Annotated in this window: 22 protein-coding genes; 10 read left to right on the top strand and 12 right to left on the bottom strand. The window is 43.7% G+C overall.

What is annotated here, in order from left to right:
* Positions 1-5: 5 nt before the first annotated feature.
* Positions 6-1,223, bottom strand: coding sequence for an ROK family protein (locus tag L0U88_RS12920; RefSeq protein WP_234866484.1), 1,218 nt, complete (start codon positions 1,221-1,223; stop codon positions 6-8).
* A gap of 307 nt (positions 1,224-1,530) precedes the next feature.
* Positions 1,531-2,157: a T9SS type A sorting domain-containing protein gene (locus tag L0U88_RS12915; protein ID WP_234866483.1), complete on the bottom strand. Its 627-nt coding sequence runs from the start codon at positions 2,155-2,157 to the stop codon at positions 1,531-1,533.
* A gap of 99 nt (positions 2,158-2,256) precedes the next feature.
* Between L0U88_RS12915 and L0U88_RS12910 the strand changes: the two genes are divergently transcribed.
* Positions 2,257-2,715, top strand: a complete 459-nt coding sequence (locus L0U88_RS12910) for a methylglyoxal synthase (protein ID WP_234866482.1) — start codon at positions 2,257-2,259, stop codon at positions 2,713-2,715.
* A 3-nt stretch (positions 2,716-2,718) separates the two neighbouring features.
* Here L0U88_RS12910 and L0U88_RS12905 read toward each other — a convergent pair whose 3' ends face one another.
* A complete protein-coding gene (locus tag L0U88_RS12905) occupies positions 2,719-3,030 on the bottom strand; it encodes a DUF3817 domain-containing protein (RefSeq protein WP_234866481.1) in 312 nt (103 codons plus the stop codon).
* Positions 3,031-3,054: 24 nt separating this feature from the next.
* Here L0U88_RS12905 and L0U88_RS12900 point away from each other — a divergent pair, with 24 nt between their 5' ends.
* From L0U88_RS12900 to L0U88_RS12890, 3 genes are read left to right on the top strand one after another with little or no spacing between them, the layout of a single operon-like run.
* The gene (locus L0U88_RS12900; RefSeq protein ID WP_234866480.1) at positions 3,055-3,195 is read left to right on the top strand and encodes a hypothetical protein; all 141 of its coding nucleotides are present in this window, start codon (positions 3,055-3,057) and stop codon (positions 3,193-3,195) included.
* A complete protein-coding gene (gene uvrB, locus L0U88_RS12895; RefSeq protein WP_234866479.1) occupies positions 3,179-5,218 on the top strand; it encodes an excinuclease ABC subunit UvrB in 2,040 nt (679 codons plus the stop codon). The genes L0U88_RS12900 and uvrB overlap by 17 nt, the downstream gene beginning before the upstream one ends.
* 14 nt (positions 5,219-5,232) lie before the next feature.
* Positions 5,233-5,976: a ParA family protein gene (locus tag L0U88_RS12890; protein ID WP_234866478.1), complete on the top strand. Its 744-nt coding sequence runs from the start codon at positions 5,233-5,235 to the stop codon at positions 5,974-5,976.
* A gap of 85 nt (positions 5,977-6,061) precedes the next feature.
* On the opposite strand, the gene L0U88_RS12885 is transcribed toward L0U88_RS12890, so the two are convergent.
* Entirely contained in the window at positions 6,062-6,622 is a 561-nt protein-coding gene (locus tag L0U88_RS12885; protein ID WP_234866477.1) for a PepSY-associated TM helix domain-containing protein, read from the bottom strand.
* An 84-nt stretch (positions 6,623-6,706) separates the two neighbouring features.
* Between L0U88_RS12885 and L0U88_RS12880 the strand changes: the two genes are divergently transcribed.
* A complete protein-coding gene (locus tag L0U88_RS12880; protein WP_234866476.1) occupies positions 6,707-7,120 on the top strand; it encodes a DoxX family protein in 414 nt (137 codons plus the stop codon).
* Here L0U88_RS12880 and L0U88_RS12875 read toward each other — a convergent pair.
* Together L0U88_RS12875 and yiaA are read right to left on the bottom strand one after the other, a co-directional pair.
* Positions 7,117-7,638, bottom strand: a complete 522-nt coding sequence (locus L0U88_RS12875; protein ID WP_234866475.1) for a M23 family metallopeptidase — start codon at positions 7,636-7,638, stop codon at positions 7,117-7,119. The two genes, L0U88_RS12880 and L0U88_RS12875, sit on opposite strands and share 4 nt — an antisense overlap.
* Positions 7,639-7,642: 4 nt before the next feature.
* Complete coding sequence (gene yiaA / locus L0U88_RS12870) at positions 7,643-8,038, bottom strand: inner membrane protein YiaA (RefSeq protein WP_234866474.1); 396 nt, start codon at positions 8,036-8,038, stop codon at positions 7,643-7,645.
* A 126-nt stretch (positions 8,039-8,164) separates the two neighbouring features.
* Here yiaA and L0U88_RS12865 point away from each other — a divergent pair, with 126 nt between their 5' ends.
* The gene (locus tag L0U88_RS12865) at positions 8,165-11,626 is read left to right on the top strand and encodes a sensor histidine kinase (RefSeq protein WP_234866473.1); all 3,462 of its coding nucleotides are present in this window, start codon (positions 8,165-8,167) and stop codon (positions 11,624-11,626) included.
* A 51-nt stretch (positions 11,627-11,677) separates the two neighbouring features.
* On the top strand, positions 11,678-12,319 hold the full coding sequence (locus L0U88_RS12860) for a response regulator (RefSeq protein ID WP_234866472.1): 642 nt from the start codon (positions 11,678-11,680) through the stop codon (positions 12,317-12,319).
* 1 nt (position 12,320) lies between these two features.
* Here L0U88_RS12860 and L0U88_RS12855 read toward each other — a convergent pair whose 3' ends face one another.
* The 3 genes from L0U88_RS12855 to L0U88_RS12845 form a co-directional block, all read right to left on the bottom strand.
* The gene (locus tag L0U88_RS12855) at positions 12,321-13,007 is read right to left on the bottom strand and encodes a TIGR02117 family protein (RefSeq protein WP_234866471.1); all 687 of its coding nucleotides are present in this window, start codon (positions 13,005-13,007) and stop codon (positions 12,321-12,323) included.
* Complete coding sequence (locus L0U88_RS12850) at positions 13,004-13,483, bottom strand: GyrI-like domain-containing protein (protein ID WP_234866470.1); 480 nt, start codon at positions 13,481-13,483, stop codon at positions 13,004-13,006. Before L0U88_RS12850 ends, L0U88_RS12855 begins: the two co-directional genes overlap by 4 nt.
* Positions 13,484-13,805: 322 nt before the next feature.
* The gene (locus L0U88_RS12845) at positions 13,806-14,375 is read right to left on the bottom strand and encodes a helix-turn-helix domain-containing protein (RefSeq protein ID WP_234866469.1); all 570 of its coding nucleotides are present in this window, start codon (positions 14,373-14,375) and stop codon (positions 13,806-13,808) included.
* A gap of 210 nt (positions 14,376-14,585) precedes the next feature.
* Between L0U88_RS12845 and L0U88_RS12840 the strand changes: the two genes are divergently transcribed.
* Together L0U88_RS12840 and L0U88_RS12835 are read left to right on the top strand one after the other, a co-directional pair.
* A complete protein-coding gene (locus L0U88_RS12840) occupies positions 14,586-15,176 on the top strand; it encodes a biliverdin-producing heme oxygenase (protein ID WP_234866468.1) in 591 nt (196 codons plus the stop codon).
* The gene (locus L0U88_RS12835) at positions 15,148-17,334 is read left to right on the top strand and encodes an ATP-binding protein (protein WP_234866467.1); all 2,187 of its coding nucleotides are present in this window, start codon (positions 15,148-15,150) and stop codon (positions 17,332-17,334) included. The genes L0U88_RS12840 and L0U88_RS12835 overlap by 29 nt, the downstream gene beginning before the upstream one ends.
* On the opposite strand, the gene L0U88_RS12830 is transcribed toward L0U88_RS12835, so the two are convergent.
* A complete protein-coding gene (locus L0U88_RS12830) occupies positions 17,331-18,212 on the bottom strand; it encodes a winged helix-turn-helix domain-containing protein (RefSeq protein ID WP_234866466.1) in 882 nt (293 codons plus the stop codon). The two genes, L0U88_RS12835 and L0U88_RS12830, sit on opposite strands and share 4 nt — an antisense overlap.
* Positions 18,213-18,363: 151 nt before the next feature.
* Between L0U88_RS12830 and L0U88_RS12825 the strand changes: the two genes are divergently transcribed.
* Positions 18,364-19,038 (top strand): ligand-binding sensor domain-containing protein, encoded by a 675-nt coding sequence (locus tag L0U88_RS12825; protein WP_234866465.1) that lies wholly within the window; start codon positions 18,364-18,366, stop codon positions 19,036-19,038.
* Here L0U88_RS12825 and L0U88_RS12820 read toward each other — a convergent pair.
* Both L0U88_RS12820 and L0U88_RS12815 read right to left on the bottom strand, forming a co-directional pair.
* On the bottom strand, positions 19,035-20,153 hold the full coding sequence (locus tag L0U88_RS12820) for an AGE family epimerase/isomerase (protein WP_234866464.1): 1,119 nt from the start codon (positions 20,151-20,153) through the stop codon (positions 19,035-19,037). The genes L0U88_RS12825 and L0U88_RS12820 overlap by 4 nt on opposite strands.
* Before the next feature lie 40 nt (positions 20,154-20,193).
* On the bottom strand, positions 20,194-21,594 hold the full coding sequence (locus L0U88_RS12815) for an MFS transporter (protein ID WP_234866463.1): 1,401 nt from the start codon (positions 21,592-21,594) through the stop codon (positions 20,194-20,196).
* Positions 21,595-21,608: the final 14 nt, after the last annotated feature.

Below are 21,608 nucleotides of genomic sequence, written 5' to 3'. Positions count from 1 at the left end.
ACTGCTTAGGCAGCAAATGGATAATTTTCAGGATTGGTGCGTTTGTTTCTGAATCGTTTGTCAAACTGTTCTACCACCAAGGCAGCGGCTCCGTAGAGTTCTGCTTCTTTATTTAAGTCGGATATTCTCAACTGGGTATGGGCAGTAAGCCGGGGTATGCAATACCTGTTCAAGGCTTGCTGAATAGGAGGAAGTAATAATTTGCCGGCAGCAGCACCTCTCCCGCTTAATACAATTTCTTCCGGATTCATAATATGTGTGAGGATGGCAATTCCTTTACCGATAATAAGAGCGATTTCGGAAATCAACTCTACTGCCAGCTGGTCTCCCCGGATCGCAGCCTGGATAATCAGCTCGAAAGCGCTGTCCATATCTTCAGGCAAGGTTTTTATGCTGGTAACACGACCCGATTCAATGCCTTCCTTTACTCTGTTAACCAGTACTTTCATGGAAGCTTCGGTTTCCAGGCAACCCATCTTCCCGCAATCGCAGAGTTTGTTGTTATTGAAGAGAGGGATATGGCTGAATTCCCCGGCGAAACCATTGTATCCCCTGAAAAGCGATCCATTTACAATCATGCCCAGGCCAATTCCCCAGGATAGATTGATGACCATTACATTGTTTTTGCCTTTGGACCCTCCCAGTTTCAATTCTGCCAGGGCAATCAAACTGGAATCATTGTCGAGGTAAACTGGTAATCCCAGCTCCTTCTGCATTCGGTCAGGAATACTTTTGCCATTGTTTTCGAAGAATGAATAATTAACTCCCGTGGTAAGATCAATAAAACCGGGCATGCCTATTCCAACACCCAGGATTTTATGAGCAGGTACTGAAATTTCCTGCAGATAGTTTTTAATCAGGCCGATCAGTTCCTCTAAAGAATCCGGGTTATCCTTTAATGGCATACTGATTCGCTTTTCATTTAATTTTTTAAAATTCTCGAGATCAACCAGTGCAATTTTGGTGGTTAACTGGTCCATAGCAATAGCAATGGCGTACATGCGCTCCGGTGCAAGTGCATATACCTGTGGCCTTCTTCCTCCTGTTGAAGGCGCAAATCCTTTCTCGAAAATCATTCCCTCCTTCACCAATTCATCCAGGACCCGGATGGTAAGAGGCAGGCTTCGCTGAATGCGATTACTGAGTTCAGAAGCAGACAGTAGTTTTCCAAAGCACAATTCTTTCAGGATCTGAGCCCTGTATACCTCAAATTTGGATGCCATAAAGGTTAGGTAGGTGGAGTTATGAATTTACTTATTGTAGTAAATATTTCAAAAACACTTGTAGAAATCTAACTGTTGAGATTTTAGGCATGGTTTTAGCGGAAGTTTAACGTTCAACTTTTCAGGGATAGCAGAAATAAGGAGAGAGAAAGTTTATTCGGTTCCGGGCATAAAAAAAGGGGTCAGAATAGACATTCAACCCCGTTTTTAAAATCCAATATCCTATGAAAAACCGTTACAATAATACTAGTTTTCTCTTATATATGCAAGTGTTTTTGAAAATTGCGTAAAAATACGTAGGGTATTTCTAGTTCTTAATCAGCTTCTCAGTTATCTTTCTACCGCTCTCTGCCTGTGTTAAAGTGATGATATACAACCCTTTATCAAGGGAAGAAACATCTACTGTCTGCAAACCTGCCTGAAGTTTCAGGTTTATCCGGACTTTTCCATTTCCATCCGACAAAATGAGATCCAGGGGCTGTTCTGAACGTACTATCAGTACATTATCTACGGGGTTAGGATAGAATTTACAGGTCATATCGCCCGCCAGATTCGCCTGCACGGTATTGGAAACATGCCTGGTCCCATCTTCCAATACCCAATTCAACCGATAAAAGTTTTTTCCTTTCATAGGTTGTTCATCTGTAAAATTGCTTTCAACTGAATCCTGTCGGATGACAGCTATGACTTCAAAAGGCCCCTCCTGAAAAGCAGCTCTCTCTAAATTCACATAACCACCTCTTTTCACGGAAGCCAGTTCCCATTTCAGCAAAATTTTGGAAGGGACCTGAATAACAGGGTCGGCTAACCGAATCGATAAAAGATTGCGAACCCCCATGGTTGGAGTGATCGGCGCGCCAGAAGTAGGCTGAGCAGTAAGAGGTAATAAACGGCAGATGATCGCCACCGTTAGAAAGGGGGTTAGTAAATGCATGGTCTTGGTCCTTGGGTTGTGGATAACTTGTTAACAATTACTATGCCGAAGAATAGCAAAGCCCATGCTTTAACAGGAATATAGCGCAAACTTTTCTACATGATCACCCACCGAAGCTTCCAGCCCAGAAAGCGAATTGCTATGGTCGCACACGATAAGAAGAAAAAAGAAATGGTGGAGTGGGCGGAGAAAAACAAAGTAATACTTGCCCGCCATGAGTTGCTCGCAACCGGTACTACAGGCAGATTGCTGGAAGATCAATTAGACCGGCCGGTTAAAAAACTACTGAGTGGTCCATTAGGTGGCGATCAGCAGATTGGAGCGATGATAGCAGATGGTGATATTGATATTCTCATTTTTTTCTGGGACCCGATGGAGGCCCAGCCGCACGACAGTGATGTAAAAGCTTTATTAAGGGTGGCCATTGCATGGAATTGTGTGGTAGCAAATGACCCCGCCACAGCCGACTTTATCATAAGTTCACCACTTATGTCTGACCACTACCAGGCAGTGATTCCCGACTATTCGGGATACCTGAAAAGAAAGATTGAAGATTAGTTCTTAGTCCCCCAGCACGGATTTGCCCTTGCGCAAAAACCAGCGGTCAAATAAAAAAGGTCCGAATGGAAGCAGGGAAGCCAGGAAAGCCAGGAAGATGCGGCCAAATTTCCATTTCAATGCCTGTCCGGCTTCAATTACCATATAACAATACCATACAAACAGGATTCCATGAACCCAGCCGACATAGGTAACTGCTTTCGGCATATCCATCATATACTTCAGGGGCATTGCCACACCCAATAATACCAGAAATGAAATCCCTTCAGCCGTTCCAATAGCCCGGAACTTTTTTACTACCGCCGGTTCCTGCATGAGTTGTGAATTTGAGACGAAGGTATGGAAGAGGAGACAAAGGGCATGGAAGAAAGGAAGAAGGAGGAGGGAGGAAGGGTGGAAGAGCACCATGCTCATCTTCCTTTCCCCCTTTCTTCCCTTCCTCCGGCTTCCCTACCTTTGCTCCATGCCTTTCCTTCTTAAATCATCCTATCAACCGGCGGGCGACCAGCCCACTGCCATCGCTCAGTTAACAGAGGGGTTGAAAGCAGGAGAAAAACACCAGACCTTACTAGGCGTGACAGGTAGTGGTAAAACCTTCACCATCGCCAATGTGATTCAGCAGGTGCAAAAACCGACCCTGGTACTCACCCACAATAAAACCCTGGTAGCCCAACTCTATGGAGAATTCAAACAATTCTTCCCGGATAACGCGGTTGGCTATTTTGTTTCCTACTACGACTACTACCAGCCGGAAGCGTATATCCCGGTTTCTGATACCTATATCGAAAAAGACCTCGCCATCAATGAAGAGCTGGATAAACTTCGCCTCCAGGCAACTTCCCAACTCTTAAGTGGCCGGAGAGATATCATCGTGGTGGCTTCTGTGAGTTGTATCTATGGTATGGGTAACCCTACCGAATTTGAAAATGGCATCGTTCGCATTCATGAAGGTCAGCTGATTTCCCGGCAGGGATTTCTGCACGCCCTGGTGAACTCCCTCTATACCCGCACGCAAACGGATTTCACAAGAGGGACCTTTCGCGTAAAAGGGGATACCGTGGATATCAACCTCCCCTACCTGGATATCGGCTACCGCATCATCTTTTTTGGCGATGAAATCGAAACCATTGAAAGCTTTGAGATAACCACCGGTAAGCGCATTGGCAAACTGGAAAACGCTGCTATCTTTCCTGCCAATCTCTACCTCGCACCCAAGGACATGATGCAACAGGTGCTCAATGAAATCCAGGATGAAATGGTTGCCCAGGTGGAGTATTTCAAAACACAGGGACGATTCATTGAAGCCCAGCGAATCAGTGAAAGAGTCAACTATGACCTGGAAATGATCCGCGAACTGGGCTATTGCAATGGGGTTGAAAACTATTCGCGATTTTTTGATCGCCGTCAGCCAGGCACCCGCCCCTTCTGCTTATTGGATTATTTCCCCAAAGACTTTCTCTGCGTAATTGATGAAAGCCATCAAACCATTCCACAGGTAAGTGGCATGTATGGCGGCGATCGCAGCAGAAAACTGAACCTGGTGGATTTTGGCTTCCGGTTGCCATCAGCACTGGATAACCGTCCGCTTAACTTCCATGAATTCGAAAGCCTGCTCAACCAGGTTATTTATGTTTCGGCTACTCCCGGTGAATATGAACTGGAACAAACAGGCGGTGTGGTAGTTGAACAGGTGGTTCGTCCGACTGGACTGCTAGACCCCCCGATTGAGGTTCGCCCCAGTATCAACCAGATTGATGACCTGCTGCATGAAATCGATCTGCGTGTTAAAAAAGGGGATCGTGTACTCGTAACCACCCTTACCAAACGCATGGCCGAGGAAATGGATAAATACCTCCAACGCATTAATATCAAATCCAAATACATTCACTCGGAAGTGGATACCCTCGACCGGGTGGAGATCCTCCGGCAACTGCGTCTGGGAGAAATCGATGTCCTGGTTGGAGTAAACCTGCTCAGGGAGGGACTGGATCTTCCTGAAGTTTCACTGGTTGCAATCCTGGATGCCGACAAGGAAGGCTTTCTTCGAAATGAGCGATCCCTCACCCAAACAGCGGGCAGGGCTGCCCGTAATGTAGACGGACTCGTCATTTTCTATGGGGATAAGATCACGGAAAGCATGCAGCGAACCATTGATGAAACCACCCGGCGCAGGGAAAAGCAAATCGCCTATAACCTGGAACACGGCATCACTCCAAGAACGGTGAAGAAATCCATAGAACAGGTAATGGCGCAAACCTCAGTGCTGGACATCAAGGGATATGATATCAAGAACCCCTATGCCATGGCACCGGATGGTGAACTGGTAGAAGTGGCGGCGGAAGACCAGGAGCAGTATAAGACCATCCCGCAAATGGAAAAAGCTATCGCCCAGACCAAAAAATCCATGGAGAAAGCTGCCCGGGATCTTGATTTCATGGAGGCAGCCCGACTTCGGGATGAAATGTTCCGCATGCAAAAGGAATTGGAAAGCATGAAGAAATAGGGTATTTTTCCAATATGATTTCCATCGCACTCTACCATTTAAAAGGTGGCGTTGGTAAGACAGCCACCTGTGTTAATCTTTCTTACCTGGCAGCGCAGGACGGTTACAAGGTGCTGTTATGGGATCTTGACCCCCAGGGCTCAACCTCCTTCTACTATAATGTGCAACCGAAAATCAAAAGCGGGACACAGAAGTTGTTTAATGAGCAACTGGACCTCGATGAACTGGTAATGGCTACCAGTTATGAAAATATTGATATCATTCCCGCTGATCTGACTGCACGAAACCTGGAAATCATCCTGGAAGAATTACGCAGTTCCAAACGACGCTTCAAGTCCATACTGAGTCAGCTGGAGAAAGACTATGATTTTGTATTTATTGATTGTCCGCCTGGCTTTTCCGTGCTCTCCGAAAATATCTTTTATGCGGCAGATATCATCCTGATGCCAACTATCCCTACCACGCTCTCGGTTCGGAGTTATGAGCTGGTGAAAGACTATTTTGCTGAAAAAAACCTGGACGAGTCCAAGTTAATGTGCTGTTTCACGATGGTAGATATCCGGAAAAATATGCACAATGAAATCATGCAGGAACTGATCCGGGATAATAAGTTTTTCCATAATTATATTCCTTATCTCTCTGATGTCGAAAAAATGGGCGTCTACCAGGCACCCTTACACGCTTTTGCGCCTTCTTCGTATGCAGCACAATGTTACAGTGATTTGTGGGAGGAGATTAAGGAGGGAATTATGGAATAGGAGACGGGAGACGGGATACAGGAGACGGGAAGGAGGGAGGAATGGAAGATGGAGGATAGGAAGATGGAGGAATGGAAGATAGGCTTTAGCGGCGCATGCGTTTAGGTCCATACCAGAGCCAGAAACCGGTGATGGTAAAACCTAACAAAGCCAATCCAGATACAGAAGTAAAAATCAGTTTAAACAGATCTCCGCCATTCAGCAGCTTCATATCTACAATAGATCCATCATGGATTTTTTCAATGAAATCGGAACGTCTTTGTTCTATTTTCAATAGCTGCCCGGTTGCACCATCCACCTGAATGCCCCAGAAATGATCGGAAAATATAAATTTAGCCACTCCTTTATCAGCCCTGAGGTCAATTTTATCCAGCTTAACAGACAAGCCGGCATATACTGAATCCTGGAGGTACCTGCAGGCCTGCTTGTATAAACTATCCATTGGCAACCAGTTCGATAATTCGCCCGAACTACCGGTAGCCGTTTCAGCCTGAATCCATTCACTGTTTTTTTTCCATCCCAACAGTAATCCGGTTATGGAAATTACCAGGAACAGAAGAAACAATGACGCACCCAGTGCGCGGTGGACTTTTCGCACGATGCGCAATACCCGCGCCTGCTCTGCTCTCTTTGAATTTACATTCATACCAACTGGCAAGTTGCACCAAAAGGATCAGATAACAATAACCCTGATTTATATTACCAATTAAGTTTATTTATCTTAGTTCCCATGCAACTGAGTTTACTACAACATGCTGCCCGCTGGCTGCTTGGAATCTTTCTGTTATTGGCAGGCATTGGTCACCTTACCTGGGCAAGGGCAGAATTCCAGGCACAGGTACCCCGCTGGCTACCCCTGGAAGCTGACCTGGTAGTGTTGCTTTCAGGATTTGTGGAAATTGGACTGGGACTTGCATTATTGTTATTAAAATCACGCCGGCAACAGGTTGGCTGGGCCGCAGCGCTTTTTTTTCTGCTCATCTTTCCCGGAAACATATCTCAATACATCAACAAAGTGGATGCATTCGGACTGAATTCTGACACCACGAGGCTTATCCGGTTATTTTTTCAACCGGTATTAATGGTATGGGCGCTATGGTGTACTGGCGCATTAACCGTCAGAAAAAAACAGCTGGCTGATTAACCAACAGCTGCGTTCAGGTACTCGACCGGATTCAAATAGAACATCTTTTTCCAACCCTGTCTTGATTTATCCGCTTTCCAGAAATAGGGAATCCAGGTTTTGATGGAATAATGCAAATGGGCAGGTTTACCCTGTGCATTACCGGTAGTGCCAACGGTTCCGATTATGCTATGGTGATTTACATAAGATCCCGTGCTGGTTTCAATAGCATCGAGATGTGCATAATAATGAAATCTCCACTTGGGTCCTAAAATCAACACTACTTTTCCCCCTTTACTTAACTCGCCCGTATACACTACAATTCCTGGTGTGGCTGCAGTCACCGTCTTTCCTTTTTTTGCGAAAATATCCACCCCTTTATGGGTGATGGAACTGCCCCATGGATAAAACCAGAAGGAATTCTGCGCATAACTGTTGCGATCGGCCCCACTAACCGGCATCCGGAAAGATTCGGGAATAAGGAAGCCTGCGACCAAAAGACATAAAATAATTAATCCACCTTTTTTCCATTTATTCATAGTACTATTCTTTCCTGCTGTTCAGCAGATCTCTTGTATTTTTTTGAACAGTGATCGCACCAAATAAACCCAGTAAAAATGCAAATGCATAAAAGCCTTTTTCACTGGGCAGTAAACTCGCATTCCACAATCCGATAATCAATAAGGCAATAGACAGCAGTGTACCAAACCAACAGAGTCCGTAGTAAATTTCTGTAACCTGAATTCCTTCCAGTTTATCGCGTACAGATTTTTGCAGAGAAACAACGGCAAACAAACCAAACATTAAAACAGTGAAATAATAACCTTTTTCATTAAGCGGCATGTCGGCTCTCCATAAGCCAATCAGGTAACCAACAACACCTGTACCCAGGGCAACCCATGATGCCCCAACAAAAGCATTGGACGGTTTTTGAGTCATATCATTCGGTTTAGGAAGGAAAAACTACTCATTAGAAAAGTTTCGTACACTATTCAGGTTCTTAATGTTTTCTCAAGATTTTAAACTGCGCTTGAAAAACAGTACTTTAGAGAAACAAGTCAACTCTTGCAGAAGCTATTATCAGGCTTACTGTTCCTCCTTTTCACCTGTATATATTCTACGGGATGGTCGCAGTTATACTTAAATGCAAAACTGCTTACAACAGCCAATGGCTTAAGTGACAATCGGATTACGGCTATTTATAAAGATGCAAGTGGTTATATCTGGATCGGAACCAAAAATGGTTTGAATAAATACAACGGTCAAAGTTTCACGATTTACAAACCATCCAGGGAAAATTCAATTTCAAACGAAATAATTAACTGCATAACCGGCGATAAAGAGGGTAATATTTGGGTTGGTACCATGAATGGGCTGAATAGATTGGATGCTGTTACCCATACCTGGACCAATTGGGTGCCCGACAGTCTTGGTAATAACGAAAACACTCTTCACAATTTTCTTATCTGGGATCTGAAATGGGATGAAAGTGGCGTACTCTGGATAGCCTGTGATATAAAGGAATTTACTTCCTACAATCCCTCTACCCGCAAATTCGAGTATTATGATTGGCCTGGATTTGTGAAAACCATTAGTGGCACCAAAACGAAAGAAGGCTATCATGCCATTCAATCCTTTGTGCAAAAGAACAGAGAGGAGTTCTGGCTGGCTTCCAATAAAGGGTTGGTTCATCTGAATACAAGCACCCGAAAATTCACCTTTGTCGGCGGGAACTATTATGCCGATATCATCGATATTCAATATGATTCAGCCAGCCAGCAGGTTTGGGTTTCGCTGGAAGGCGGACAGGTTTTTCGTTATAAAGAATCGTCCGGCAGTTATGAGGAATTGTTTCCTGAAAAAGAACCTTATCCATCCAGTTATCTTCCCAATAAACAGGAAAAAGAAATCTGGATCGCATCGGAGCAGGGGTTGCTGAAAGCAGCCATCAATACAAACACCCTTAAGCTTCACCGTAATATTCCTTCGCTTAGTTTTTCATTGCCTCCGGGGGGTGTGATTACAACCTATATCGATTCAACCGGTATTGGTTGGATTGGTACGCCGAATGGGCTGTTTATGCAGGACCTTAAATTCACCTCCTCTTCCTTTCTTCCGTTGATAGCAACTCCTGACAGGGAAGGAACCAATCGAATGGGTGGAGTTTTTTTTGATGAAGGATCCGATACCTATTATGTCTGCAGTTACGATCCTGCAGGACTATTTGTATTATCCAGAAACACAGGAGTGATCCAATTGATTTCTAAAGACAATAAGGGTAATGAGTTATCGCCCTGCTATGGGATAAAAAAACTGAAAGATCAGTTATGGCTGATAACGAGGGATCGATTGTACCGGATCAACAAGAACGATCATTCACTACAGCATTTTCCAACTCCAGTGGATGGTGAATTTCCCATATACCGCGACCTGGAACTGGACAACGAAGGTGTAATATGGATTACCTCTTTTAACAAAGGCGTACTACTATTTGATACGAAAGGCTCCCAATTTTCAAGGTTAACGGCAACTGGAGCAGAAAGGATCAACACAGCCGGTACATCCCTTGCATATGATTCCATCCAGGGTAAAATGTGGATAGGAACCTATGGGAATTACCTGGTTGAATATTCCTATAAGAATAAAACACTGCAGCCCTATTATGAAAAGAATGGATTGGTACACTATGCGAATATGAACCTGGTACATGATTTGGAAATCGATTCGCAGGGTCAGCTTTGGGTTGCAACGAATGCAGGTGGTATTTACCGACACAACCCAGACTCCGGATTTGAACAGGCTTTTAGTCCGTTTGATATGCGAAACGGATTAAAACACAATCAGTTTATAGCAATAGCCAAAGGCGAGGATTCGATTCTTTGGCTACTATCCGAAACTGGTCTTTCCTACATCAACATCCATCATCCGGATGTAGAACATCTTGTTCAAAACATCCAGTCAATTTCAACTTTCGGTTCTGATCCCAGGTATCCACACGGCGTTTTTTATAATGGCAATAACAAGGAAGTTGGTATAGCGGTGGCCGGGGGTTTGTTATTATACCACCCGCAAGCAGGAGGAGAAACAAAACGTTTTCCCCTGATCGTGAGAAAAGATAAAACTAACATACACAGCTTTAGTTTCGATGGGCTTTATTATGGAATGCAACCCCTGCACTTTGAATATCAGTTAACAGGGTTATCAGAAGTCTGGAATACAGTTGCTAGCAAACACATCGCTTTTCAAAATCTTTCACATGGCTCCTATAGTTTCAGGATCAGGGCGAAAGACAGTGATGGAAATATTATTACAACCAGTTCACCCATTAATTTCTCCATTTCTGCACCATTGTGGAAACAACCATGGTTCCTGTTTACACTACTACTAGCTGGAATCGGGGTGCTGTTTTTGATCATTGAACCCCTTCGGCAAAAAGTCAAGGATGCAAAAATTCTGAACCAGTTTGCCACCTCCCTATATGGCAAAACCAGTATAGATGATATCTTCTGGGATGTTGCTTTGAATTGTGTCCGACTGCTGGGATTTGAAGACTGCGTCATTTACCAATATGATCCTGAAAGAAAAGTAATGGTTCAGCGGGCCGCAGCCGGACCAAAAAGTCCGCATGTAGCAAGAGAAATTATCAATCACCTGGAAATACCACTGGGTAAAGGAATAGTAGGAACAGTTGCACAAACCGGTAAAGCAGAACGAATTGGAAATACTGCCCGTGATTCCCGGTACGTTGTTGATGACCAGCGTCGAAATTCAGAAATCACTATTCCTATTTGGGTAGACGGTCAGTTGTTTGGAATCATTGACTCCGAACACTCAAAGAGAAATTTTTTCAAAGCACGACACAGCAGACTTTTAAAAAACATTGCCCAGATCTGCGCAGAAAGAATCTCCAAGTATATCACGGAAGAGCGACTCAGAAGTAAAATTTCCAGGGACCTGCACGATGAAATGGGATCCACACTTACGAGTATCAATATCCTGAGTAAAGTAGCTATGTCAAGAGATGAAGAAAGGGCTGAAGTAGTGGAATATCTGCAAAAGATCAAAGATTATTCCGGGAATATGATGGAAAGTATGAGTGATATTATATGGGCCATCAATCCGGCGAATGATAGTCTTGATCAGGTATTGATCAAAATGAAGGAATTTGCTGCTGAAATGCTCGAGCCTGTTGGCATCAACTATTATTTTGATACGCGGGATTTTTCCAGGCAGGCTGCACTGAATCTTGAAGAAAGAAAAGATCTGTATCTTGTTTTTAAGGAGGCCATCAACAATATTGTTAAGTACAGTAAGGCTTCGGAAGTGAATATCGTGCTCAGGTTCGATAAAGAAGAGCTTAGCCTTACCATTACAGATAACGGGCAGGGGTTTGATTCCGCGCACATCGGTTCTGGAAATGGCATCAACAACATGAAAACCAGGGCTAAAGCTATGGGAGCGGAATTTCGGCTGGAATCCATACCCGGCACAGGAACAAGTATATTTCTGAAAAAAACAATCACCTGATCAGGGTATTTTAGGCTGGTTGGAAAAACTTAGTTTGCAGGCATCCATAACATGAAAAAATCCATTCAGATACTTATTTATGAGGATAATGTGCTTTTGAGAGAGAGCCTTAACAACCTGCTGGCACTAACCGGGGAATACGAGGTGCTGGCAAGTTTTCCCGATTGCTCTGATGTATTGAACCAGGTTCGGCAGCTTGATCCTGATGTTATCCTGATGGACATTGATTTACCCGGCATCAATGGTATTGAGGCGGTAAAGTTAATTCGCGGATTCAATCCGCAGGTTCAAATTATCATGTTAACCGTATTCGATGACAATACCCATGTGTTTGATGCCATGTATGCCGGTGCCAACGGATACCTGCTGAAAAAATACATTTCCGACAAACTGCTGCACGCTATACAGGAGGTACTGCAGGGAGGCGCACCTATGAGTCCATCGATAGCAAGAATGATCATTACCAGTTTGCAGCAGCCGACAGTGGCAGCAAAGGATTATTCACTCACCAACCGGGAAAAAGAAATTCTTCAGTTATTATCTTCCGGCAACAGTTTTAAAATGATTGCCGCCGAACTATCCATTAGTTTGGATACAGTACGCACGCATATCAAGCATATCTATGACAAATTGCACGTGCGTTCACAAATTGAAGCAGTTAGTAAAGCGATCCAGGAAAAACTGGTGAAATAAGCTACTCGTACTTTGAAAATATTCCGGAATCAAAGGCTGTCCATAAACAGGCTTTTTGTCCTGCTGCTTTCAACACATTATTCGCCCAGGTATTGCAGGTAGTAAACAGGCTATAACTACCCACCGCTTCATAAAATGCATCTGAATTCCCATAAACCGCATTGGTCACGATATGTTTGAGAGAACCGTAGGCATCTCTGTCAAAGCTTGCCAGGATGTGATTGACCAGGCGATCGTATTGTTTTCTGCTGATATGAATTTCACGACATTGTTCAGAAATATTCAGCTTCCTGTAATAGGTAGCATGAATGGCGGAGCTACTGAGTCCGAATGCTGCTTTAAAAGCAACAGAGGCCTTCAATTCTGCCCAGGTAGGTGTCTGAAGATAGAAGCCTTTATCGCCCCAGCCCATGGCAAGCCAGCCTGCGGTTGAATCTTTTCCTGCTGTATGATGGTACTTTACCAGGTTTGTCCAGTTGAACTGGTCATTTTTAGCCGGCACCACGATATCGGTATGGACTCCATTGGATAGAATGTAAATCTTTACATCTTGGCCCTGATCCGGTTCTCTGTCGATTTGGATGGAGGAAAGCACATAGGCTATTCCAAGATACAGGCCAATGAAGCAAACCAGGAAAAGTACCAGTTTGCCAATCAGTTTAATTACCCAAAGCAGCTTTGCTTTCATAACTCTTTTATCGGGATCCAGACTTCTTCTTCAGAGTCGGGATCATTGTTTTTGTAACGATCACCCAGGATTTCAAAATGGGGTCGATTGTCTAATTGGTAACCGGATCCTGGTAACCAATTTGTAAAAATGAACTGCAGGGTATTGGGAAAGCTGCTGGTATTTCCCTTGTGAATAAACACGGCATAGGTTCCCGCAGGGAGCATAAAGGGTTCAATTCCTTCCGGCAGATTTTCCAGGGACCCGACCTCTGTTAATGCCCATTTGGTGAAGGTAGTCGCAGGATCGAAATTGCTGAAATAGTTTGCCGGGTAGACCTGGAGAGAATAAAGAGCTGTTCCTATACGCTCCCGGATTTGACTCCTCAATGGCATAAAGGCTCCCCACAAACTACTGGTTTGGTTGTTGATGAGCGACATGCTGATTTGTTTGCCAGCAAGTTTCCGGGCCTCAATGGTTTCGATCCGTGAAAACATAAGGTATTAGTTCATATAATTCCTGAAAATACAGGTAGTTCCTGAATTTTTCAATTCTACCGGTTCCGGTTCGTACTTATAAAACGGGTTTTTGTACAAGAATGAGGGGAGTTAGTGTATTAAACTTTTTCCCGGACAGGCACCGCAGTACATTCGTCAGGCAGTTTGGTTTAATGAATTTTTTTTGTCGGTTGTTACAGATTCCAAGTCCTATATAACGATTGTTGACAGGATTCTCACACATGATGTTATAGATGGAAACCATGAGGCAGGTCTTTCGATGGGGTGAAGGCCTGCTTTCATTTTGCCCCTATCCTACCGGTTACCCTACCTTTCCCAACTCCTGAATTGTTTTCCTGGATGCCACTCCTTTTCTCTTAAACTCAGACGGTCTTATTCCCGTTACTTTTTTAAACTGATTTGATAAATGAGAGACCTGTTTATAATCCAATTGCTCAGCAACCTCTTTTAAGCTCTTGTTTTCTACAGCAAGCAGTTCCTTGGCTTTTTCAATTTTCAACGCGATGGCATATTGTTCAATCGTTGTACCTGTTAAGCCTGAAAAATAAGTTGCCAATTGAGCATATTCCATCTCCAGCTCTTCTGCGAGGTATGCTGAAAGATTCTGCTTGATGTTTTTCTTATTAAACACATAATCCGCGATGGTAGCTTTAATCTTATCAATCAGTACCTGCTCCGCGGAATCAACCAGCTCAAGGCCACCAGGTTCAATAGCCTGCGCAAAACTTTCCTTTTTTTCATCTGATATCAACCCCCTGATTTCAACTTCACCCAGCTCAATTCGTTTATGCTGAATACCCAGCTTGTCAAGTTCCTGCCGGACCAGTATCATACAACTTTCGCAGGCCATGTTTCGGATATATAAAATCATATCTTGGCTTTATACCCCTATTTGCAAGTTAAATACCAACAGTTGCTTCTCAGAAAATTGTAACATTTCAATAAAAACTTGTGTAATTTTTTCAACAATTTCTCTGATCCCTTGCTATTGAGTGATATAGAGAAACACAATTCTGTTTAACATTTCAAGGCTGAGTGTAAAAAATGAATTAAACGTAATTTTGACGCTGATCTATTCTTAATGCTTCATCCTCATTTACGTTCCAATACAGACATCACTCACCGGCAACTTGAAAAACAATTTATTTCAAATCTTCAATCGGTGAATAGTCCGGAAGACTATGAGGGATTCCTGAAAACTATTGCCGCCTTTCTCTTGCCAATGGAAGAGGTTCTTCATCAGTTTCCTCTAAAAACACTGATTCCGGCTATAGATGCCCGTAAGAGATCAAAAGATTTACTGGAAGATATCAGGCATTATGATAAAAACTGGGAACTGATGCAAACTGCTTCGCTTCCTCCAATTCTCACTATATATCATGCAATAGGTGCACTCTATGTGCTGGAAGGATCTACACTTGGCGGCCCGTTTATCGCAAAGATGATAAGAAAGCAAACGGGCCTTGATTCTACGCTGCTGTACTTCGAAAACTACCAGGAAAAAAGAAAAGCTATGTGGAATAAATTTCGCATGGCACTTGACCAATCTGCTTTACAACCTCATACAGAAACCATAACCGCCTCCGCGATTTGTTGTTTTACAGCTTATCAAAAGTGGTTGGAAATAAACAACAAACCTTCCTATGCAAAAAATTCAAACTCATCTATGTGATCGCGAGCTGATTCAGTTCCAGGGTAAAATACAACCGCATGGTGCTGCCCTGGTTATAGATAAAAATTCACTGGAAGTAAAACAGGCAAGTTCTACTATCAACCAGTTCTTACCACTTACTTCCGGACAGATTCTTGGTAAATCAATTCAGGGGCTGCAGCAATATATACCTTTCATTATTTCGTTTGAACATGGGAGTTATCAGCAGATAAAAAGCCTGGCTGGAGATTGTTACCTGATCTCCCATCAGACCGCAGATCATATTTTACTGGAATTTGAACCAGTTCTGAATTATGCGTATTCCTCTGAAATGATCATGGCGGATATGCTTGATTCAATGAGTACTTCAGCTTCAGTGATACAGGCCCTGGAGGCTGCTGCTCAAAAAGTAAAAATGATCAGCGGCTTTCATCGTGTGATGGTTTATATGTTTCATGAAGACGGTCATGGAGAGGTTGTTGCGGAAGTCGCGGACAAAGGACTAGACCCCTATCTTGGTCTGCATTATCCGGCATCAGACATTCCAAAGCAGGCGCGCGAACTATATAAGAAAAACCTTGTACGGCTGATTGCAGATGTGAACGCAACTGATAGCCTGCTGGAAAAAAACGAAGCAGATGACACAGGCGCTTCCATCGACCTATCAGATTCGGTCCTTCGTTCTGTATCACCCACACATATTCAATACCTTAAGAATATGGGAGTAGCCGCCAGCTTCAGTATTTCCATTGTGTCGCAGGGGGAGTTATGGGGCTTAATAGCCTGCCACCACTATACAGCAAGGCATATTGATTACCGCCAACGCCTGCATGCAAAAATGGTCGGACAGATGTTATCTTCTATTGTAAGGTACCAGGTGGAGGAAGAAAAACAACAATTACACCATTACTGGAGAGAGAATACGGCAGGACTGGTAAGACAGATGCGTCAATTCGAATCCATTGCAGAAGGCGTATCCACTGGAAGTCTTGACCTCCTATCCATCAATGGAGCAAAGGGGGCCGCGCTGATCTATGATGGACAGATTACATTGGTTGGTCAAACACCTGGAAAGGAGTTTCTCATGGAGTTATCTGAATTCCTTCAAACAGCCCCAACCAACCAGGTATTTCAAACCAATCATCTTTCTTCCATTTATCCAGCTGCCGGCTCAGCAGCTTTAACGGCTAGCGGAATGTTATGCGCACCATTGTCTACAGATCTGAAGGATTGTATACTCTGGTTCAAACCCGAATTAGAGCAGGAAATTAAATGGGCAGGAAACCCCGAGAAGGCAGTCGTTCTCAATCCCGATGGTGAAACAAGAATTGAACCACGCAGTTCCTTTGCCATTTTCATTCAGTCACTCAAGGGAAGATCTGAAAAATGGGCAACTGCTGAGTTATCCAACGCTTATAAATTACGTGAAGAGATACTGCTGCTCATTCAGGAAAAAACCAATCAGTTGAAGCGACTGAATGATGAATTAAAAAAAGCATACGAAGAACTGGACAGTTTCAGTTATACGATATCGCATGATCTGAAAACACCACTTGCCACCATCTATAATTTTGCTGAACTATTGCTGGAGGAAGATCCAAACCTGGATAACAGGTTGCTAACTGAAAAGATTAAACGAAATGCGGAGCGCATGCAGTTGATGATAAAAGAGGTATTTCGTTATACCAAGCTGGGGCGGGAGCAAATCAGCCTACAGCCGATTGATATGAAAACCTTGCTGAATCAGATCAGGGAAGACCTGCTGGATGCCTACAAGGATATACATCCTGAGTTTCAGATTGGAGAAACACCTGAAATCTATGGCGACAGCACCATGATAAGCCAGGTGTTCAGCAATCTGTTGGGCAATGCCTTGAAGTATTCATCCAAAACAGACAAGCCACTGGTTCAGGTGACAGGATCGGCGGAACAGGATGCTATTCTTTACACGGTAGTAGACAATGGTATCGGGATGGATCCAAGGCACACCGGAAACCTTTTCAATTTATTTTACAGACTGCCAGGAGCCAGTAACTACGAAGGAACAGGACTTGGATTGGCAATTGTAAAACGCATCATTGAAAAACACCAGGGGCAGTTGTGGTTTGAAACAGAACAAAATAAAGGCACCCGTTTTTACATACGGTTGAAAAAAGTGGAACAGCCGGAATTGGTTTAAGCCCGTACTTCCAATTTGTAGCCCTTGCCATGTACATTTATTAGCTGAACTGCAGGGTCCAATTCCAATTTCTTTCGAAGTTTTGAGATATACATGTCAAGACTCCGGCCAACTATAACGCCTTCATCTTCCCAAACCTCTTTTTGGAGCCTTTTGCGATCTACGAGTTCGTTGAGGGAGGCTGCAAAAATCTGAAGCAATTTTGTTTCTTTCCCTGTCAGAGAAAGGATGGTTTCTCCAAAGTGAAGCTCCTGCGCTTCAGCATGGAACTGATAATGGCCGATGGACAGGCTTCCAGGCAGGATTTCCTCCTGTATAACTTGACCTTCTTCTTTCTTGGGCATGCGCCGGACTCTTTTAAAATACAGTCCGGCCCCGATTCCAGCAGCAAGAACTATCCCAGCTATCCAGAAAGCCGTTCCTGAATTGTTATGAGGTTCCCATCGAATCAGTACCGAATATTTTCCTACTGGTTGTTCCCGACCCAGGCAGGGTATGATATTCTCCTGTTCGGACCCAATCATTGCATAACCAAATACAATTTTATTAGCAGGTTGTTCCAGTACATTTACCATGTATCGGTTGGATAACCCATGTTGCTGAATTACCTGATTGATGATATTCACCAGTGAATCGGGATGAAAAGAAATGGCTGTTTCCAGGGGAAGCAGGTATTCAGTTTCCGAAATTTTCTTGATTTCGGGCACACGGGAACTGCTATCCCCGGCTGCCTGCAACAATTTGTGTGAAACCTTCCGTAAAATGATTTCTTCCCGGGCCTTCTTATATTCAGCATTAGCGGAGTCACGGTGCATAAATGCTGCCAGTACCAATACCGGCAACAGCAATACAATCCCCCAATACAGCTTCCATTTCATATGTCAAATATATGTTTTACAGGATGCTGTAAAATTTCAAAAAATGGTTTTTACAGGTCGTTTACAATCAATTTACAGTTGGTTTACCCTATTTGACAAAATCACCTGCTAGATTGGTCCTGAATCAATTTTTCAAACTAAACAATTTCCCATGAACTCGATTTTAATTTCCCTGATCTGGTTGTTTTTGATCAATGACCAGCAGGAATTACCTCAACCGGCGGATGCTTCACCAACCAGCATCGGAGTATGGACAGGTCCTGATTTTATGAAGAAAGAACTTAAACCAGGGCCAGAAGAATTTCAGATCAGTCAATCAATTCAGTATGTTTTGCAGGATAAAACCGGGACAGTCTGGATCGCAACCGGAGAGGACGGGGTTTGCGTATTTGATGGAACTGATTTTACTTATTTTACCAAAAACGACGGACTTGCGGGCAATGCGGTTCGTACCATCCTTCAGGATAGCCAGGGGAATGTATGGATGGCAACCAACGGGGGTATCTCCCGAAAAAACAAGCAGGGTTGGACATCCTATACTACTGCAAATGGATTACCTGATAATGAGATACTTAATCTTTATCTTGATAAAAAGGGGATTCTCTGGGCCGGCACGCGCAAAGGTTTGGCGAAGTTTGAAAATGAAGCCTTTACCACCCTTCCAATGTTTCGTTCGCCCAGGAGTCCCAACGACCAGCCCATTCAAACTCCTGTCCAACTCATTTATGAAGACAATTCCGGCCAACTCTGGTTTGGAACAACCGGCTTTGGCTTGTTTAAGTTTGATGGCAAAACAATGGAGAACGTAATCAAGCCAGATTGCTAATTTTCAATACGGCGAATGAGTTCAATGCAGGATCGGCTGTTATGGTAGGGACATTTCCAGAATCCTGCTTTATCCTTTTTCAGTACCCTGCCGTCAGCATCAATTCCCCAGAACCATTCGCCGTTTTTCTTGTCCACCAGTTTTTGCCGGATAAATTTCCAGGAGTTTAGGGACCGTGTTAGCCATAATGGATCCTGGGTAAATTGCCAACCGGTATAAAAACCAACCATTGCTTCCGCCTGGGGCCACCAATGTTTTTCAGTACCCTCCCAAAGAGCACCATCACTATCCAATCCTTTAACAGCAGATTCCAGCAGACCTAAAGAGGATGTTTGGATCTGCTTTAATAAGTCCGGATCATCCAGCTGCAAGGCTGCTTCCCACAATAACCAGGCAGCTTCCACATCGTGCCCATGGGAAACAGAAGCAGATACAACTTTCCAGTTGATGTCAAAAAACAGGTATAGATTACCGTTAGCTGAATCAATTATCTTTTTTTGAAAAAGTTGCAGGAGCAGTTCTATTTGTGATTTTAACTGTTTATCCGGCCAGATTTTAAAAAAACAGGAATAGGCTTCCAGTAAATGGAGATGAGTATTCATTGATTTTGGCGCATTGAGATCTGTCTCACTCAACCGCATATCCGAAATGGGTTCCCAGCTTTGAGATAAGGCTTCTAAATAACCGCCGGATGTATTGTCGGAGAAATAGTTCTCTATAATATGAAAAAGGGCGATGGCTTTCTCTTTTGCTTCCTTCACCTGCATGACAGCAGCATATTCTGCAAGTCCGAATAATGCAAATGCTAGTCCGTATAACTGTTTTTTGGTAACAAGCGGATATCCCTGGTGATCCACGATCCAGAAATATCCGCCATGCTGTTTGTCTTCAAAAGTATGTATCAGATATTCATAGGCCTTGTCAGCAACCTGTTTATCCTCCTCTGCTTTATTCAATCCATAGGCGGCCGAAAATGCCCACAGTACTCTGGCCTGCTGAACAAGTCCTCTCTCCGCTTCCCCAAACACCTGGTTACTATTGGAAACACGACCAAAACAGGCTCCGGTATGTTTATCGATAACTACCTGCTTCCAGAAAAGAAGAATTCGATTCAATTCAATTTGAAGACTGTTTTTCCAATCTTGAATAGTGCTGTCAATTCGCATTTTCTGATCTACGCTGTTCTTTTAAAATAGTTCCAATTCGTTGCATTTCCGCATCTGTAAGGGGATAAAAATAAATCATAATCAATGCGATTACAGATCCGATTGCGGGAAGCCAGCTAAGCATTAAACGTATACCGGTTTGGGCCAATTCCTCCTGCACCTGGTTGGCCTGAAATCCAAAAGCAGCCAGCAACCAGGCTGTAAGAGCTGAACCCAGTGTCCAGCCCATCTTTTGCGACATAGAAGAAGATGAAAAGATCAGACCTGTTGCTCTCCTGCCGGTTTTCCACTCTGAATAATCTGCAATATCTGCATACATAGACCATAGCAAAGGGAATACCGTACCGGCACAGCAGCTGATCATAAATTGTAATAAAAAGATCAGTACCAGATCATGCTGCCCCATCCAGAAAAACAGTATGCTAAGCATGGATGCGATCCCCATAGCAATACTGAAGCATCGTTTTTTACCATATTTGTTTGCAATAGGGAATGCCAGCATTACCCCAATCAGATTGGCAATCTGTCCGATAACCAGGTAGAGGGTCGAAAAGTTGATGGCAATCGGACCCAGTTGAACTGCTTCCTTTTCGTGAATATAATAGCGGAAATAGTACATCGCTGCGCCATCTCTGATCGAATTGAAAATCAGGACAGCTATTCCGGCAACAACCAGAATAGCCCAGGGTCTGTTGCTGAGCAGGTCCCGAAGATCCGTTTTAAGAGTGTTTGATGTTGGCCGGATCGGTTGAACTCTTTCTTTTACCCAGGCAAAACAAAATAAGAACAGGATGACACAGAGTATTGCAATCACACCCACGGCCCATTGCCAGGCAGTTGCATTTTGAGGCATCGCAAGCTGCGTACTTCCTCCCCTGTAAGAGATCAAAGGTTCTATCAGTGCAAGTGCAACAAAGCTACCGGCAAAAGCAAAACCCATTCTAAAGGAAGCGAGGATATTTCTTTCCTTCGGGTCTTCAGAGATGACACCCAGTAAGGCAGCATAGGGCACATTGATGAAGGAATAAACCAGCATCATCAGGGAATAGGTTCCATACACATAGATCAGCAGCTGCTGCTGTGATCCAAGATTAGGCACTGTGAACGTGACGATTCCCATGATCCCGAAGGGAACAGCCAGGTATAACAGGTAAGGGCGAAAGTTTCCCCAGCGGGATTGAGTTCGGTCTGCAATCATACCTATTACCGGATCAAGCAGGGTGTCCCAAATCCGTGTTATCAGTAATAAGGTACCCACTGCTGCTGCAGGTAAACCCATTACATCGGTATAAAAAAACAGGAGATAGATTCCAAATAGTTTCCAGAACATGGAGGAAGCCATATCGCCGAATCCATAGCCGATCTTTTCTTTCAGGCTGATCTGTCCCATATCAGCCTAAGATA

Origin of the sequence: Flavihumibacter fluminis (assembly GCF_021491375.1) — a bacterium.
Classification (GTDB): Bacteria; Bacteroidota; Bacteroidia; order Chitinophagales; family Chitinophagaceae; genus Flavihumibacter; species Flavihumibacter fluminis.
The sequence above is the reverse complement of the archived record's forward strand: the minus strand, read 5'-3'. Positions and strand labels throughout refer to the sequence as shown.

What these genes read in the sequence shown, in the direction of transcription:
- L0U88_RS12920 (WP_234866484.1), bottom strand. Translation starts at nt 1,223, where the DNA reads ATGGCATCCAAATTTGAGGTATACAGGGCTCAGATCCTGAAAGAATTG.
- L0U88_RS12915 (WP_234866483.1), bottom strand. Translation starts at nt 2,157, where the DNA reads ATGCATTTACTAACCCCCTTTCTAACGGTGGCGATCATCTGCCGTTTA.
- L0U88_RS12910 (WP_234866482.1), top strand. Translation starts at nt 2,257, where the DNA reads ATGATCACCCACCGAAGCTTCCAGCCCAGAAAGCGAATTGCTATGGTC.
- L0U88_RS12905 (WP_234866481.1), bottom strand. Translation starts at nt 3,030, where the DNA reads ATGCAGGAACCGGCGGTAGTAAAAAAGTTCCGGGCTATTGGAACGGCT.
- L0U88_RS12900 (WP_234866480.1), top strand. Translation starts at nt 3,055, where the DNA reads ATGGAAGAGGAGACAAAGGGCATGGAAGAAAGGAAGAAGGAGGAGGGA.
- uvrB (WP_234866479.1), top strand. Translation starts at nt 3,179, where the DNA reads ATGCCTTTCCTTCTTAAATCATCCTATCAACCGGCGGGCGACCAGCCC.
- L0U88_RS12890 (WP_234866478.1), top strand. Translation starts at nt 5,233, where the DNA reads ATGATTTCCATCGCACTCTACCATTTAAAAGGTGGCGTTGGTAAGACA.
- L0U88_RS12885 (WP_234866477.1), bottom strand. Translation starts at nt 6,622, where the DNA reads ATGAATGTAAATTCAAAGAGAGCAGAGCAGGCGCGGGTATTGCGCATC.
- L0U88_RS12880 (WP_234866476.1), top strand. Translation starts at nt 6,707, where the DNA reads ATGCAACTGAGTTTACTACAACATGCTGCCCGCTGGCTGCTTGGAATC.
- L0U88_RS12875 (WP_234866475.1), bottom strand. Translation starts at nt 7,638, where the DNA reads ATGAATAAATGGAAAAAAGGTGGATTAATTATTTTATGTCTTTTGGTC.
- yiaA (WP_234866474.1), bottom strand. Translation starts at nt 8,038, where the DNA reads ATGACTCAAAAACCGTCCAATGCTTTTGTTGGGGCATCATGGGTTGCC.
- L0U88_RS12860 (WP_234866472.1), top strand. Translation starts at nt 11,678, where the DNA reads ATGAAAAAATCCATTCAGATACTTATTTATGAGGATAATGTGCTTTTG.
- L0U88_RS12855 (WP_234866471.1), bottom strand. Translation starts at nt 13,007, where the DNA reads ATGAAAGCAAAGCTGCTTTGGGTAATTAAACTGATTGGCAAACTGGTA.
- L0U88_RS12850 (WP_234866470.1), bottom strand. Translation starts at nt 13,483, where the DNA reads ATGTTTTCACGGATCGAAACCATTGAGGCCCGGAAACTTGCTGGCAAA.
- L0U88_RS12845 (WP_234866469.1), bottom strand. Translation starts at nt 14,375, where the DNA reads ATGATTTTATATATCCGAAACATGGCCTGCGAAAGTTGTATGATACTG.
- L0U88_RS12840 (WP_234866468.1), top strand. Translation starts at nt 14,586, where the DNA reads ATGCTTCATCCTCATTTACGTTCCAATACAGACATCACTCACCGGCAA.
- L0U88_RS12835 (WP_234866467.1), top strand. Translation starts at nt 15,148, where the DNA reads ATGCAAAAAATTCAAACTCATCTATGTGATCGCGAGCTGATTCAGTTC.
- L0U88_RS12830 (WP_234866466.1), bottom strand. Translation starts at nt 18,212, where the DNA reads ATGAAATGGAAGCTGTATTGGGGGATTGTATTGCTGTTGCCGGTATTG.
- L0U88_RS12825 (WP_234866465.1), top strand. Translation starts at nt 18,364, where the DNA reads ATGAACTCGATTTTAATTTCCCTGATCTGGTTGTTTTTGATCAATGAC.
- L0U88_RS12815 (WP_234866463.1), bottom strand. Translation starts at nt 21,594, where the DNA reads ATGGGACAGATCAGCCTGAAAGAAAAGATCGGCTATGGATTCGGCGAT.